17 protein-coding genes are annotated in these 16,043 nt (G+C 42.7%); 7 read left to right on the top strand and 10 right to left on the bottom strand.

Annotated features, from left to right (window positions below; genetic code table 11):
• Nucleotides 1–114 precede the first annotated feature (114 nt).
• From ACKWCA_RS12505 to ACKWCA_RS12460, 10 genes are all read right to left on the bottom strand, one after another.
• On the bottom strand, nt 115–381 hold the full coding sequence (locus tag ACKWCA_RS12505) for a phosphopantetheine-binding protein (protein WP_413978539.1): 267 nt from the start codon (nt 379–381) through the stop codon (nt 115–117).
• A 23-nt stretch (nt 382–404) separates the two neighbouring features.
• Nucleotides 405–1,679 (bottom strand): beta-ketoacyl-[acyl-carrier-protein] synthase family protein, encoded by a 1,275-nt coding sequence (locus ACKWCA_RS12500; RefSeq protein ID WP_413978538.1) that lies wholly within the window; start codon nt 1,677–1,679, stop codon nt 405–407.
• Entirely contained in the window at nt 1,672–2,115 is a 444-nt protein-coding gene (locus ACKWCA_RS12495; RefSeq protein WP_413978537.1) for a 3-hydroxyacyl-ACP dehydratase FabZ family protein, read from the bottom strand. Before ACKWCA_RS12495 ends, ACKWCA_RS12500 begins: the two co-directional genes overlap by 8 nt.
• 39 nt (nt 2,116–2,154) lie before the next feature.
• Complete coding sequence (locus tag ACKWCA_RS12490) at nt 2,155–2,937, bottom strand: SDR family oxidoreductase (protein ID WP_413978536.1); 783 nt, start codon at nt 2,935–2,937, stop codon at nt 2,155–2,157.
• A gap of 29 nt (nt 2,938–2,966) precedes the next feature.
• A complete protein-coding gene (locus ACKWCA_RS12485; RefSeq protein WP_413978535.1) occupies nt 2,967–4,022 on the bottom strand; it encodes a type III polyketide synthase in 1,056 nt (351 codons plus the stop codon).
• Complete coding sequence (locus tag ACKWCA_RS12480; RefSeq protein ID WP_413978534.1) at nt 4,015–4,749, bottom strand: methyltransferase domain-containing protein; 735 nt, start codon at nt 4,747–4,749, stop codon at nt 4,015–4,017. Before ACKWCA_RS12480 ends, ACKWCA_RS12485 begins: the two co-directional genes overlap by 8 nt.
• Nucleotides 4,746–5,870, bottom strand: coding sequence for an NAD(P)/FAD-dependent oxidoreductase (locus ACKWCA_RS12475; RefSeq protein WP_413978533.1), 1,125 nt, complete (start codon nt 5,868–5,870; stop codon nt 4,746–4,748). Before ACKWCA_RS12475 ends, ACKWCA_RS12480 begins: the two co-directional genes overlap by 4 nt.
• Nucleotides 5,871–5,942: 72 nt before the next feature.
• Complete coding sequence (locus tag ACKWCA_RS12470) at nt 5,943–6,638, bottom strand: OmpA family protein (RefSeq protein ID WP_413978532.1); 696 nt, start codon at nt 6,636–6,638, stop codon at nt 5,943–5,945.
• Nucleotides 6,639–6,648: 10 nt separating this feature from the next.
• Nucleotides 6,649–7,131: a lipocalin family protein gene (locus ACKWCA_RS12465; protein WP_413978531.1), complete on the bottom strand. Its 483-nt coding sequence runs from the start codon at nt 7,129–7,131 to the stop codon at nt 6,649–6,651.
• A 137-nt stretch (nt 7,132–7,268) separates the two neighbouring features.
• A complete protein-coding gene (locus tag ACKWCA_RS12460) occupies nt 7,269–9,245 on the bottom strand; it encodes an alpha-ketoacid dehydrogenase subunit alpha/beta (protein WP_413978530.1) in 1,977 nt (658 codons plus the stop codon).
• Nucleotides 9,246–9,372: 127 nt separating this feature from the next.
• On the opposite strand from ACKWCA_RS12460, the gene ACKWCA_RS12455 reads away from it, so the two are divergent.
• The 7 genes from ACKWCA_RS12455 to ACKWCA_RS12425 all read left to right on the top strand — a co-directional run bounded on the left by ACKWCA_RS12455 (nt 9,373) and on the right by ACKWCA_RS12425 (nt 16,043).
• Nucleotides 9,373–10,323: an isopenicillin N synthase family dioxygenase gene (locus tag ACKWCA_RS12455; RefSeq protein WP_413978529.1), complete on the top strand. Its 951-nt coding sequence runs from the start codon at nt 9,373–9,375 to the stop codon at nt 10,321–10,323.
• Between the two features lie 86 nt (nt 10,324–10,409).
• Nucleotides 10,410–11,624, top strand: a complete 1,215-nt coding sequence (locus tag ACKWCA_RS12450; protein WP_413978528.1) for a hypothetical protein — start codon at nt 10,410–10,412, stop codon at nt 11,622–11,624.
• 95 nt (nt 11,625–11,719) lie between these two features.
• A complete protein-coding gene (locus tag ACKWCA_RS12445; RefSeq protein WP_413978527.1) occupies nt 11,720–12,919 on the top strand; it encodes a tRNA modification GTPase in 1,200 nt (399 codons plus the stop codon).
• Between the two features lie 14 nt (nt 12,920–12,933).
• Nucleotides 12,934–13,260: a translation initiation factor gene (locus ACKWCA_RS12440; RefSeq protein WP_413978526.1), complete on the top strand. Its 327-nt coding sequence runs from the start codon at nt 12,934–12,936 to the stop codon at nt 13,258–13,260.
• Nucleotides 13,261–13,391: 131 nt separating this feature from the next.
• Nucleotides 13,392–14,324 (top strand): DUF1835 domain-containing protein, encoded by a 933-nt coding sequence (locus ACKWCA_RS12435; RefSeq protein ID WP_413978525.1) that lies wholly within the window; start codon nt 13,392–13,394, stop codon nt 14,322–14,324.
• Between the two features lies 1 nt (nt 14,325).
• Nucleotides 14,326–15,195 carry a nucleoside phosphorylase gene (locus ACKWCA_RS12430; RefSeq protein ID WP_413978524.1) on the top strand — a complete coding sequence of 290 codons (870 nt, stop codon included), beginning with the start codon at nt 14,326–14,328 and terminating at the stop codon, nt 15,193–15,195.
• Entirely contained in the window at nt 15,192–16,043 is an 852-nt protein-coding gene (locus ACKWCA_RS12425; protein ID WP_413978523.1) for a substrate-binding domain-containing protein, read from the top strand. The genes ACKWCA_RS12430 and ACKWCA_RS12425 overlap by 4 nt, the downstream gene beginning before the upstream one ends.

The following is a 16,043-nucleotide window of genomic DNA, read 5'->3' as shown; positions in this document are numbered from 1 at the left end:
TTGTTTTATACAATTCATAATCGATAAGGCCTGCGCTTCATATAACCGCAGCTGACATTCTTTTTAAACACCATTTGTGCTTGGCCCTTCGTCTATCTTTAATGATTTACGGTTCTAAGCTTTATCGGAAATTTTAGTCTCAATAATCTGAAGTGCATCCGAAACGGTCTGCATTTGGTCCATATCCTCGTTTTCCAAGATGATGTCAAAGGCATCTTCCACGTCGAGCACGATGTCCACCAAATTGGCAGAATTAATATTTAGCTCATTGATAAAATGACTTTCCGAAGAAATCGCATCTACGGATACATCTTCGGGAAGGTAGATTTTGATAATCTCCTTGAGTTTTTCATAGCGCGATTCATCCATTAGCAGTTCCATTTTTCATTTACTTAATTCAACTATCAGTCGTTAAAGGCACTAAAAATAACACAAGCATTAACATCCCCAAAACCAAAACTTGCCTTTGCGATGATCTTTGGACGATATCTTTCCGTTTTTCTGGGTATTCTAGATGATGAAACATGTGCTTCTATCTCTTGATTGAGGTCTTCACAATTCACGTTGCCAAAAATCACGTTCTCCTTGAATTGTAGCACCGCACCAACGCATTCGATGCTTCCTGCCGCAGCCAAGCAATGCCCAACAAGCCCTTTGAACGAATTGACATACGGAAAATCAGTTCCGGACCGTTCCAGGGCCCTACTCCAATTCTTAAGCTCTAGGGTGTCTTTTGACGTGGCCGTCAAATGCCCATTGATCAGGTCGATTTCCGTTTTTTCGACTCCGGAATTCCGTACGGCTTCCTCGATGCAGCGTATGACCGCCTCACTATTGGGTGCGGTCATTGAACCTTCTCCACGTTGCCCACCACTGTTTACCGAACCTCCTAAAACCTCTGCGTAAATCGTTGCATTGCGCTGTTGGGCACTCTCCAAGGATTCCAATACCAAGGCCCCTGCTCCACTACCCGGAACAAAACCGGCTGCCGTTGCACTCATGGGTCTACTGCCCTTTGTAGGACGTTCATTGTATTGTCGTGGAAGTATGCGCATGGCATCGAATCCACCCCAGACATAGGGCCCACTATCACTGCAACTCCCCACAAGCATGCGTTTTGCCTTGCCTGATTGAATACGATCGTAAGCCATTAGAATCCCTTCCGTACCTGTTGTACAAGCGGAAGAATTGGTAGTAACCTGATTTCCGCATCCTAAAATACCACCCAAATAGGCACTGATACCACTGGCCATGGTCTGCAGCACGGTAGTACTTCCCAAACGCCTGACCTTATGGTCGTCTACCAAATGAATGGACTCACGAAATTTATCCACCCCAAGAATGCCCGTTCCGAAAATGATACCGGTATCCCAATCAGGACCTGTCGATCGGTCCATTTTGAGTCCCGCATCCTTCCACGCATCGGTACCTGCAATGACTCCATAAACAATACCACTTGCATTTAACCCCCTTAGCTGTAATGGAGTAAAATAGTTGTTCGCCAGATTATCGGGAACAAGAGGCTCCGCAGCGATCTGACAGCCGAAACCAAGGTCTTGTAATTGCGGTTGAAAGCGGATGCCACTTTTACCGTCTTTAAGGCCTTCGGTGAAATCATGGAGTCCAATTCCATTCGGGGCACATACCCCTAAGCCAGTGATGACCACGCGTCTAGGCATTTCCTTCATTTTTAAACATTCCTGAAATCACCCCCTTACAGATCAATTCACCTTCTGAATTATGCATCTTCACTTTACACTTTAGTTTATGAAAACGAAAGTACTCCTTTTCGGATGTGACGGTTACCTGTTCGTTCGGAACTACCGGAAGGTAGTATTCCATTGCCGTACTCGTCAAGGCGATTTTCGTCTGTGCAGAGGCCTTGCCGTCCAACAAAAAAATTCCCAAACATACCAGTCCGATCTGTGCACAACATTCGGTCAATAGTACTCCTGGCGTGACGGCATAATCTTTAAAATGTCCTCGAAAAAAGTCCAAATCCTCTCGAAACGTATACTTTCCTTTGGTGCCATCGGCATTCACTTCCAACAGATGATCGACAAACAGAAAAGGTTTGTCATAAGGCAATGCTGCAATGATTTCATTGGTTGTCATGAGGTCTTCTTTTGTTTTTATTCAATCTTCGATCTGTAATTAGCGTAAACTTTCACCTCCATCCACAGTGATGATCGTTCCGGTAATCCATTTTGCTTCATCAGTTGTTAGTAGGTATACTACATTGGCCACATCTTCAGGGGTGGTTAGGCGTCCGTTCGGATTGCGTACCAAAGCACTTTTCCGTAATTCCTCATGTCCGGGAATCATGGTGAAGGCATTCGTCACGGTCGTTCCGGCCTGTATGCAGTTGGCTTTGATTCCATAAGGTGCAAATTCCAAGGCGATATTTCGCGACAATGCCTCAAGCGTCACCTTGGCTGCGGAAACGGCGGCATAACCAGGCCAGGCCTTGGTATTGCCTTCGCTGGTAAAGGATATGATTCTGGTATCGGGAGCGAATAAATTCATAGTATGCAGCTGTTTTACCCAATCATATAGGCTCAAGGCCATGGCGTTCAGGGTGATTTGAAAGTCTTGGTGATTCAATGTGGCTTCCGATTCTGATTGCATGGGTTTTAAACTTCCCTTGGCAATACTATGTACCAGAACCTTGATTTTGTTTTGATCCATTAACCCCTGAATCTCTTCTAAAAAAAGCGTTCTTTTTTCTGCATTACCGGCATCAATATTGAAGCATTTTAGGATAGCCCCTTTCGAGGTGATTTCCTCAAATTCCGCATTTATCACTGGCATATCGGAACGTCGGTCTCGATGGACGACGATAATTTGATACCCATGAGAGGCCAGTTTCTTAGCTGTTGCCAAACCCAACCCACTACTTCCTCCAAGAATTAAGGCCCATTCTTTTTTTTCAGTCATTCCTTAAATTTATTCTTCCCCGTTCGTAGTTACCATTCTAATAAAACGCGTTGCGCCGAAAACCCAGGACCAAAGCTTAAAAGCAGGCCCTGCTCCCCTTCTGGAATACCTTTTTTCATGAAACGCTCTAAAACATATAATACGGTAGCACTGCTCATATTGCCATACGCTCGCAATACCTCACGGGTATCATCTATATTTTTTCCTAATTTACCGAACAATTCTTCAACTGTCTGAACAATTTTACGCCCGCCAGGATGAAATATAAGATGATCTACTGCTTCAATTGAACTGCCGTTGTCCTTTAAAAAAGGGTGAATGATCCCGGGGAAATGAAAAGCAATCGTTTCGGGTACCGAGGGGTCTAGTATCATGCGCAGTCCATGATTGGTCAAATCGAATCCCATGAGATGGGTAGCATCTTTAAAATGGTACATCTCCTCACCCACTATTCGAGGTCCTTTTGCATTTGCTTCCGACGAAAGTAAGACGCAAGCTGCTCCGTCGCCAAAGATGGCCGCGCTAATCATATTGGCCATGGAATGGTCTTCCAATTGAAATGTGGCCGTTGGACTCTCGACTGCTACTAAAGCTATTCGTTTATCGGGGTTCGATTTTAAAAAATTATGGGCGTATATCAACCCTGAAACCCCAGCGGCACACCCCATCTCAGTTACAGGAAGCCGCACCACATCCTTACGCAAATCCAAGGCATTGATCAAATAGGCATCTAGCGAAGGAATCATTATACCGGTACAGCTTACCGTAATAATATAATCTAGGGAACTCGCCTCCCATTCGCTTTGTTGTAGCGCTTTCCGCAATACGGCTTCGCCTAATTTTTTGACTTCACGAACATAGATGGCATTCTTATCCTCGAAAGAAGTATGTGTGAAGACCTCTTCAATACTCATAATACCATATCGTTTGTCTACGGCCGCACCTTCAAAAATCTTGACTACTTTTCGTCTAAAACGGTCATCTTCATTGGCTAACCAAAGGTCAACAAATGGAATAATCTCTTCCGTGCTGCGACAGTATTCAGGGAGTTCCTTCGCCACGGTAACTATTCGGGTCTCATTCATATACTTTTCCAATTCGATTTGGCTGCATGACCCATACATAGCGAAACGCCCATTTCCAGGACACATGGTGTCTTACTAAGGGAAGACTTTTCGCATAAGACAGCAGATCAGATTTGACGAATCCTTTACTAATGGAAATCAAACCATCAATTTTAGCAACTTTTGTTTTTATAAAAATACTACTAAAGAGTTGAAAGAGATAGTAGGCCAAACGACTGCGATGCAAATCGTTTATTACAATACCTATTTTTCCTAATTCAACGAACTTATTCAAAAATATGGGGAGTTGTGCCTCTGTAAAATGATGCATACAGAGGGTGTTGATCAAAATGTCACAATGAAATCGTTCCGTTTCAAGTTTCAGGATATCCTCATGTCGATACTCGATTTGAGGATAGTGTACAGAAGCTTCTTCTGCCAATTGTAGCGCCTCATGGTTCAAGTCTATACCGATCAAACGCACACGGATTTTTTTTTTATCGCAGAGTTTGGCAATTTCCCGAAGCATCGTCCCATCGCCACAGCCCATGTCAACAACAGTGTATTCTTTTTTTGGATGTGCTTCCATTAGCTTCGCCACGGCGGCGGTCGTAATTTTATTGCCCCCTAAAACCCGATTGACGCGATTAATATCGGCGAATACGACCCGCAGTCGATCTACACCTTCCTGAAAATCATCCATGAGTTCGGGTTCCGTACTGCGTTCGCTAAGATCCTTTAGTTTCATATAGGTTTACCATGTGTAAGCGTTATGATTCGGTTCAATACATTTGGAAAACGAACTGCAAGCCCTACGCCCAAACTAGCCGCTTTTTGATTTAGTAATAGTGCTTGTAATTTTCTGCCTGTACGCATTCTTTTCTGAAATGTTCGATTCCATAGTTTGCGATATTCATTCTCTAATCGAGCCCTATTTCGGTTCTGACTTTTAAAATAGTCGCAGATTAGTTCGGAAGCTATCTTTGCAGAGTGAATCGCCATTGCCATGCCATTACCACAAAGGGGATGAATGAGTCCTGCCGTATCTCCACACATCAATATATGTCGCTCTACGGGCGATTTCGAGTGGAATGATATCTGGGCTATAGTCAACGGTTGCCCAAAAAGTGGTTGTGCCTTGTTTAAAAATTCATTTAAGAAGGGATTCTCGGAAATGATATTTGTATTGAAATCGGCAATGTTCTTTTCTTTTTTAAAGCTTTTGTACGATGCCAAATAACAGAAGTTGACCACTCCGGTCTCCGTTTTGGACAACCCGCCATACCCGCCTTTAAAATTATGGAGCGCTACCAGATTATCTGGAAATTCATCATAACGATAATGTGCCTTTACACCCAACCAAGAAGATTTTTGATGTATAAAAGTCCTGTTCAAGTTCTTATCGAGTGTATTTCGTTTTCCATAGGCTCCAATGACCAGCTCACTGTTGAATTCCTCGCCAGTTCCGGTACGAACCTTAAAACGGTCCTCATTGTATTCGACCGCCGTGACTTCACCAAGGAAAAAATCGACGCCTGAATCCATGGCTTTTTTATAAAGTAGGTCGTCAAATGCAAAACGACTGATACCTATTCCACCCAAGGGAAGTTCGGCATGCACCGATTTGCCTTCCGGAGAGCTCAGTAACAATGTATCTATGACTTTTGGTCGCAGACCTTCAAAGGAAACTCCTAAGGATTGCAAATAGGGTATTACTTCGTTGGAAACATATTCACCGCAGACTTTGTGATGGGGGTAGGTTTTTTTTTCGACCAGCAATACCGAATGGCCTTGTTGGCGTAAATGTAAAGAAGCGGTAAGCCCGGCAAGTCCGCCTCCAACAATGATGACCTGGTAATTCTTCTTCACGAAGGAAAGATAAGAATTAAAAAATCCCGACGCTTCCGCCGGGATTTAAAATTATGTTCTTGTTCGTTGACGCTATTGCCCTGCCTTTCTTTTGGCCTCGTCCTTTAATTCCTCGTTTGCCACAATAGCCAGTTCAACCCGTCTGTTCTTACTTTTTCCTTCCGCTGTCGAATTATCGGCCTTAGGTTGCAGTTCACCATACCATTTTGTGGTAAAGCGTCCGTTACTGATGCCTTGTGCAATGAGATAATTGGTCACAGATTCTGCTCTTTGTTGAGATAACTTCATGTTGTAATCTTCAGGTCCGGCACTATCGGTATGGCCTTCTACCAAGATATACGACTTGGGGTATTCCTTGAAGATTCCCGCCAATTTGTTCAATGTTTGGGCTGAAGTGCCTTTCACATTTGATTTACTCGTATCAAAATACACTCCCGCTTCTTCATTGAAGGTCACATTGATCCCTTCACCCACACGGGTCACTTCCGCACCGGGAATTTCTTCTTCGATACGTTCGGCCTGTCGGTCCATTCGGTCACCGATAAAGCCTCCTGCAACTCCTCCCACTACGGCGCCAATAATCGCACCCAAAGCCGTATTGTTGCCTTTGCCCACATTATTACCCAGAACACCACCGATTACGGCGCCGCTGGTAGCGCCCACTACGGCTCCCTTTTGTTTATGATTGGCATTCTTGACGGTGCTGCAACTAAATAATACAGCAAAGGATAAGACAGTGAGTATACTTTTTTTAAGATTATTCTTCATGGGGGTTGTTTTAAGATTTTTTATTGAATTTATAAACGATATTGATGACTTTTCCATCTACAGTGGCATTCGATTTCAACACCATAGTCTCGGCGGTCAGTGTAGTGATGTTCAATCGATACCCAAGCCCGGTTACATCTTTGTTCTTTTCATCGATTCGCTTGAACTGTAATTGACTGGAATAATTTTCAGGACTGTCAACCACCGACCAGCGAATAAATCGATCGCCACCGGTACAAAGTGATGAAGAGGCAATTGTGTAGCGCCCTGTGCTATTGTTGTCCCTGAAAAACCAGTCACTACCTTCAAAACAAATGTCGTCGGCATCATTAAAAATGACGGATTTGAAGTTTCCCGTCCCATTTTCGTACGAAACATCTTCAAGGGTCCAAGTACCACTTAGTAAGTTCCGTTTTTCCTGAACGGCCTTTGAAATGGAGCAAGAGGAAACGAGCATTAAGAGTGCAATCAGAAGGAAAAAATATTTATTCATTAAATCAGAATTTAGGGGTTTCAGCTATATACGACAGAATTGAACGTCTGGTCTTCCGAAAGAACGTTCATTACCAAAAAATATGACAGAGGAAGCATGAAAATCGACAAAATACATAAGGTATATCAGGGTAACCTTCAATAGGCGACCAGTTGTAGCAATGCCTCTTCAAAACGCTCTTTTGGCAGGTATTGCTCTTCCAGGTTCTTGGCAAAGGGAATAGGCGTCTCAAGGCTGGCTATCCTTCTTACAGGGCCATCAAGATATTCGAATCGATTTTCCATAACCAAGGCCGAAATATCACTGGCGATTCCACCAAAAAGGCTATCTTCCTGTAAAATGATGAGTTTACCTGTTTTTTCCACGGAGGCATAAACGGTTTCGATATCTAGGGGTTGCAAGGTACGCAAGTCAATCAGATCAGCGGAAATATCTGGATGCCTTCCCAGGGTTGCCAAGGCCCAGTGTACACCGGCTCCGTAGGTCACCACGGTAATGGTATCCCCTTCTTTAAGCAGGCTTGCCTTGCCGAAGGGTAAGGTATAGTAATTCGTTGGCACATCTTGATAAATGCTTCGATACAAGGCCTTATGCTCAAAAAAGAGTACGGGATTGGGATCATCGATAGCCGCGGCCAATAGGCCCTTCGCATCGTAGGGAAAGGCCGGATAGACCACTTTCAGGCCCGGAGTCTTTGTAAACCAGGCCTCATTCGTCTGTGAGTGGAAAGGTCCGGCTGCTACTCCGCCTCCACATGGCATGCGAATCACAACATCAGCCTTCTCGTTCCATCGATAGTGCATCTTTGCCAAATAATTCACTATCGGATTAAAACCAGTACTCGCAAAGTCGGCGAATTGCATTTCCATCACGGCCTTCATACCATTAATTGACAATCCGGCTGCCGCTGAAACGATTACAGACTCGCAAATAGGCGTATTTCGAACCCTTTCCTTGCCAAAAGAGTCTACAAAACCTTCGGTAATCTTAAATACGCCACCATAATCGGCGATATCTTGTCCCATGAGCACCAGATTGTCATGTAGCTCCATGGATTGGCGTAGTCCTTCCGATATCGCATCGACCAATCGAATACTTTTAAGGTCCGAACCGGGTTCGACCGCTTTGGGGGTATACTGTTGGTATACATCCTCAAGTTCGCGTTGCTTGACCACTGGAACGGTTTCTTCTTCAAACGCTATCTTTAGATGTTCGTCTATTTCAGTACTTATTTTCGCTTTTCGATCGGCTATGATGTCATCAGTGAGTATACCTTCTTTCAAGAGATAGGATTCATAATTCGCAATAGGGTCTTTGGCAGCCCATTCCTCCATCAAATCATTCGGTACATATTTGGTGCCGCTTGCCTCCTCATGGCCCCGCATACGGAATGTCTTGAACTCTAACAGTACCGGCGCAGGGTTTTCACGCATTCGCTCGCAAAGGGTATTGACTTTTGAGAAGACCTCAAGTATATTGTTTCCATCAATGACATGGGCTTCTATACCATACCCCTTTCCCTTGTCGGCCAGATGTTCACACCGATATTGCTCGCTGGTGGGTGTGGAAAGTCCATATCCATTATTTTCAATACAGAACAAAACAGGCAAGTCCCATACAGCCGCTATATTCAGTGCTTCGTGAAAATCACCTTCACTAGTACCACCTTCACCCGTAAAAACAGCGGTCACCAACTTTCGTTTCTTAAGTACATTGGCTAAAGCTATTCCGTCAGCTACCCCGAGTTGTGGTCCGAGGTGTGATATCATGCCTATGATGTTGTAGTCTTGTGTTCCGAAATGAAAACTACGGTCCCTTCCTTTGGTAAACCCCGATGCCTTTCCTTGCCATTGAGCAAATAGGCGATGTAAAGGAATGTTCCTGGTGGTGAATACCCCTAAATTTCGATGCATGGGCAGTACATACTCCTCATTCCGCATGGTGCTGGCGACACCCACCGAAATGGCCTCTTGACCAATTCCACTGAACCACTTTGATATCTTCCCCTGCCGAAGCAGTATCAACATCTTCTCTTCGATCATCCGAGGTTTTAGCATTCGCTCATAGAGTTTGAGCTGTACTTCTTGGGGTATTCCTTTCGTATCGTATTGCATGTTATATTTTAAAGGTCATAGTGCAAAAATCGGGATAAATGTAACAAAAAAGACCACAAAAGTGAGTTGATATCAGCTCGCCCATACAATATTTATTAACTTTGGATCCAACTTCAAAAGTAGTACTATGAGCGCAGTACCCAGTGTAGATTTACGGGATTTTACTTCAGAAGAGCCTGCTAGAAAACAAAAGTTCATTCGAGAAATAGGCAAAGCTTTCGAGGAAATCGGTTTCGTCGCCTTGAGTGGACACTTTTTGTCCCAGGAATTGGTGGATACCCTTTATGGTGAGATCAAGAAATTTTTCGAGCTCGACCAGGAGATTAAAGACAGGTATGAAATTCTTGGTATTGGAGGTCAACGAGGATACACTTCATTTGGAAAAGAACATGCCAAAGGACGCAAAGAAGGTGATTTGAAGGAGTTTTGGCATTTTGGGCAATATGTAGAGGACAATCCGAAATTAGAAGCTGAATACCCTGCCAATGTAACGGTTAGCGAGCTTTCCGATTTCAATAGTGTTGGTGAGGAAACCTATAAAATGTTGGAGAAAACGGCAAAATACGTGCTTCGGGCCTTGGCGCTGCATTTAGATTTAGAAGAATATTATTTTGACCCATATATCAAAAACGGCAACTCTATTTTGAGACCTATTCATTATCCTCCCATCAAGGAAGAGCCTAAAAATGCAGTCCGTGCGGCCGCACATGGCGATATCAACCTTATCACCCTACTTATGGGAGCCCATGGCAAAGGCCTACAAGTGATGAACCATGAGGGCGAGTGGGTGGACGCCATCGCAAGACCAGATCAGTTGATGATCAATGTGGGTGATATGTTATCGCGATTGACCAATAACAAGTTGAAATCGACCATACACCAGGTCGTCAATCCGCCCAAGGAGCTTTGGGGTACTTCCCGTTATTCCATCCCCTTCTTTATGCATCCCATTAGCGAAATGCCCTTAAACTGTTTGGAAGATTGTATTGATGACGCCAACCCTAAAGGTTTCGAAGATATTACGGCCGGTGCATTCTTGAATGAACGGTTGATCGAACTGGGATTGGTAAAGCCCTAGTAGGGTTTTTCCATTTTTTACATCAGAATTAAATGAAACAATTCCCCTATTTTTGCGTTTGAACCTAGAACCTGACTTATCAATTCATGACCAAACCTCTATTGGCACTGCTCTTCTGTTGTTTGTGCCTTACCAGCAATGCTCAGATAGCCTATGAAAATGCCTATTTCATCACCAATTCCGGGGAACGAATAGACTGCCTAATCAAAAATGTCGATTGGAAGAACAATCCAGATTCATTTGAGTACAAAATTTCAGAAAATGGGCCTCTCGAAAAGGGTTTGCCCCTGAATGTCAAAGAATTCGGGTTCTCTGATGGAACCAAGTTCATCGGCACCAAGGTGAAAATCGATAGGTCCTCGGACTTGACAGAAAAACTCAGTTACGAGAAACAACCTGATTTTAAGGATGAAGCCTTGTTTTTGAAAGTATTGGTTGAGGGCAGTGCCAAGCTTCACGGGTACACCCAAGAAGGGTTACGACGTTTTTATCTTCAAATGGGCAATGATGCAATTGAACCTTTGGTCTACAAAAAGTATAGTACAGATGATGCTATTATCCGTGAAAATGTGGCTTTCAGGCAAAAACTGTTGAACACGCTTGAATGCAATTCGGTTTCAAACCAAGAAATCGCGAATATAAAGTATACGACCAAGACTTTGGTGAAGTTATTTCAGCGGTACAACAAGTGTATGGATAGTGGTTACGAAATTGAAAGGCCTGAACAAAAAAAGACAAAATTAAATCTTTGGCTGAACCCGAGTGTGACATCCAATAATTTTAAGGTTTCCAATGGATTGGAAACTCAATATACTTTCGATTTCCCCAGTACTATTGGGCTAAGACTGGGAACTGCGTTAGAATTGGTTTTGCCCTATAATAAGAATAAATGGTCGGTGTTCGTTGAACCCACATATCAAAAGTATACTTCTGACCGTCAAGTTGAGAGATCATTTAATTTTTCTGAAGGCGACATCTTCGATGCGAGCATAACTTATAGTTCAATTGAACTTCCTGTAGGAGTACGACATTACATGTTTCTGAATGATCTTTCAAAACTTTCGATTGAAGTCGCATTTGTACACGATTTCACTATGAACTCAAACATCAATATTGATCAAACCGATGATTTGACCATAGACTCCAATGAAAATTTTGCTTTCGGAATCGGGTATGTCTTTAAAAATACGTTTCAATTCCAAATTCGGTATCAGTTACCCCGGAACATTTTGGATAATTACGTCTTTTGGTCATCCGAGTTTACAACCCTGAATTTTACTCTTGGCTATCGTCTTCTTTGAATGACAATGTAATTGATATCATTTTAATTCCTGCAGCGTAATCGACGCCAAAAATCGAAATAGGTTTTCAAAACAAAAAAAAACGGAATAGTCTTATGATAAAAAAATCGTCTCTCTTTTTTCTTATCTGCCTTTTTTCTCTGTGTGCCCACGCTCAAATCGCGTTCGAAAAGGGTTATTTCATTACCAATTCCGGGGAACAAATAGACTGTCTGATCAAGAACTTGGATTGGAAGAACAATCCGGATCGCTTTACCTATAAAATATCGGAAGAGGCGGATGCCCAGACCAAAACAGCGCAAGAAATAAGTGAATTCAAAGTGGGCAACTATAAATTCATCAAAGCGGTAGTGCAAATAAATAGATCTTCTGATTTAGCGGCTAGATTAGAAGGTACGCGGGAAGTCAAGTCTGAAGCGGAAGAATTGCTGTTGCAACATTTGATCGAAGGGAACGCAAACCTCTACTATTATGAAGAAGGTAACCTTCGACGCTTTTTCTATGCCCGGGAAAGTTTAAAACCGAAACAACTGGTCTATAAAAAATTTCGAAAACCCGATAATACAATAGGAGAAAACAACACCTATAAACAACAGTTGTGGAATGACCTAAAATGTGATGGCATTTCAAAGCGATTCATTGATAAAACCTCGTATAAGACATCGACATTGACCAATCTTTTCGTTACCTATAATAAATGCACGGATGCCAATTGGGTAGATGCAACCACCAAAGAAAAAAAAGATTACTTCAATATAGCCCTACGACCGGGAATCAACTTCTCCTCTTTAGAAGTGAATCGATTGGATCGATCAGTAAAATACGATGGCGCGGCAAGCTTTCGTATTGGCTTAGAATTTGAGTTTATCCTCCCCTTTAATAAGGATAAATGGGCATTACTTTTTGAACCGACGTATAGAAATTATCAAAGCACAACAACACAGAATTTGAGTTTTTCGCCAGATTTGATCATCTTAGATGCAGATTACTCCTCGGTTGAGTTTGCTGCGGGAATTCGACATTATTCTTTTATTACTAAAAATTCGGCTCTTTTCTTTTCGGGATATATGCTTAACGACATGGAATTGAACTCATCGGTTTCCGCCCTAACTTTATCAAGGTCCAGGCTCAAGGTGAACCCTCTCTCCAATTTTGCAATTGGACTCGGGTATCGATTATTCGGTAAATTTTCTTTGGAGCTCCGATATGATTTCCCAAGGGAAATCATCAGAGCTTTTGACTATGGCTCGGACTTCAAGAACTTATCAGTAATCTTTGGCTATACCTTTCTATAAATGTTGCACATACCATGGACTTAAAAGACCAATTAAAGAATCTCTTTCCCGAACATGTACCCGAACAGTCTGAAGCGAAAGCGCCTGAAAGCAATATATGGCTTCAAGAAGAACCGATTATTTGTAAATACGAAAAACGCAAGGGTAAACCGATAACCCTTTTGGAAGGATACAACGGGGCGGCCAAAGATTTTAAATTACTGGCCAAGGAGTTGAAGACCAAACTCAGTGTTGGGGGTTCTATTAAGAACGAGACTATCATCATACAGGGCGACTACCGGGATAAGATTATGGATATTTTGAAGAAAAAGGGGTTTCGGGTCAAGCGTGTTGGAGGTTGACCTGACCAATCACATCATATAAGGTATTACTGCTTTTCAATGGTGTTCGACGGATTTTTTTAGTTAATTTTTTTTGTCGCTATCGATTAAATGTTATTTTTAGACGATTAAAACCTAAACAACTACCTAACATGAGTTCCCTATTGCATATTACAAATGGAGATGCCTTTACAGAACGATTGGGTTCTCTTCAACTAAAAGGTGACGTCATTACTTGGCGCGAAATGCTTTGCGAAGGTAAAACCCTCACCAATGTGGGTAGCGAGAACTTCTGGAAAACCCGTTTCGAGTTCCTGAACAAGAACTATAAGGTCTCTAAATCGTGGTTCATTGAAAAAACCTTAAAAGAGTACCGTTCCCTGTGTAATCACAAACAACAAGATCATATTGTCCTCTGGTTCGAATATGATCTTTTTTGTCAAATCAACATGCTTGCCGTACTAAGTTGGTTAAAGGCCAATCGAAAGTATGCAGAAATCTCATTGGTGTGCAGCGGCAAAGAAGATGAGTCGGAGCGTTTATATGCACTGAACGATTTGAACGATTCACAACTTTTGAAGCTTTACGAAAACCGTACCATCTTGTCGCAAGACGATATTGAGTATGCCGATTACGTATGGCAACTATACTGTAGCGATAATCCTATGCGCTTGGAAAATCTTAGGGATTTCGAAAATTATCAATTCAAATACCTCTCAGAAGGTATAAAATCACATTTACATCGATTTCCGTCCATCAAGAACGGTCTGAATGAAATGGAAAACAATATTCTGAAATTGGCACTTGAAGAACGGCCAACATCCAAAAAGTCATTTCTCGGTACCATATTAAAAAATCAAGGTACCTTAGGTTTCGGTGATAGCCAATATGATCGAGCCTTGAATCGATTAAGGCCTCTGTTTTCGTCATTTAACCCTGTTCGACTCTCCAAAACAGGAAAGCAGGTGTTGGATAATCAAACCAGTTACTATTCAGCTATTCAGGACACGAACGTTTATTTGGGAGGGGCTTTAAAATATAACTTCCTTTATAATACCAATACCGATAGAATACTAAAATTATAGTATGCCGCTAGGGTCATCCGAGCTAATCTTGAATGCTGACCGTAGCATCTACCACCTTAATTTAATACCAGAAGACGTTGCAACCACCATCATTACCGTTGGTGACCCAGACCGCGTGTCGGATGTATCAAAGCATTTCGATTCCTTGGAATTGAAAAAAGGAAAACGTGAATTCATTACACATACCGGAGTGTTAAACGGAAAGCGTTTAACGGTTATTTCCACAGGCATTGGCACCGACAATGTGGATATTGTACTGAACGAATTGGATGCCTTGGTCAATATCGATTTTGAAACCAGGGAAATCAAGAAGGAAACCACCCGCTTGCAGTTTGTGCGCATCGGCACTTCCGGGGCCATACAAGCCGAAATTCCTGTAGATTCTTTTCTCATAAGTGCATATGCCATGGGGTTCGATTCCCTTTTGCACTTTTATGATAGTCATCGTATGCAGTGCACCGATATTTCGCAAAAATTTATGAAGCATGCAGACTGGCCGGCTACGAAATCGGCCCCCTACGTGGTAAAAGCTGATGAAAAACTGCTTCAGCAATTGAGTTCAAATCGTATACGATTAGGTGTAACTGCCACAAATACGGGTTTTTACGGCCCTCAAGGTCGGCAACTCCGTACAGCGATCAATACTCACGACATGATTTCAATATTAGCGTCTTTTCGCCATCAAGACTTGAAAATAACCAACCTTGAAATGGAAACCTCGGGCATTTATGGGCTCTCGAAGTTGATGGGACACCAGGCGATTTCCATGAATTGCCTTTTGGCCAACCGAGCGACCGGTGAGTTTTCTAAAAACCCAGAGAAATCGGTCGCGGCATTGATTGAATATACCTTAGAGAAACTTACAACATGAAAAAAAGAGTAACGATCGCAGGCGTACCCGAACATTTCAACCTACCCTGGCATATGGCCATAGACGAAGGTGCATTTGCAGAACGTGGAATTGACCTTATCTGGACAGATGTACCCGAAGGTACGGGCAGAATGAGTCAAATGCTTAAAGATCATGAGACCGATTTGGCAATTATCCTGACGGAAGGAATCGTGAAGAGTATTTCGGAAGGTAATCCGGTAAAAGTGGTACAAGAGTATATCGCAACACCCCTTCTTTGGGGCATACATGTGGGGTTTAAAAGTGCATTTACCCGCATTGAAGAACTTAAGGGAACGAAAACAGCCATTAGCCGCTTTGGGAGTGGCAGTCATTTAATGGCCTATGTTCATGCTCAAGCGCGGGGGTGGGATACCGAAACAGCATTACGATTTGAGGTCATAAACAATCTTGACGGTGCTGTAGATGCCCTGACTATGCATCAGGCGGATTATTTCATGTGGGAGCACTTCACCACAAAACCATTGGTAGACAGTCAGGTTTTCAGGCGTTTGGGAGATTGCCCTACGCCATGGCCTTGTTTCGTTATTGCGGCAACTGACCACTTTATTGATGAACATCGAGATGTTCTACAGCACATTTTAGAAGTCATTAATGGTTATACCACCGAATTCAAATCAATACCAAGTATCGATCGATCATTGGCCAACGGGTATGGTCAGCAACTCGAGGATATTCAAGATTGGCTTTCAAAAACCCGTTGGAGCCAGAGGCAACTTGATTCCGACACTTTGATGACCGTGCAACGAACCCTGCAAAGTTTAGGGCTTATTCATTCCATTACTGAGAAAGAAGGGTTTTTGTTGTAA

Origin of the sequence: Maribacter corallii (genome assembly GCF_047345415.1) — a bacterium.
Classification (GTDB): domain Bacteria; phylum Bacteroidota; class Bacteroidia; order Flavobacteriales; family Flavobacteriaceae; genus Maribacter_C.
This window is presented reverse-complemented; position numbering and strand designations above follow the sequence as displayed.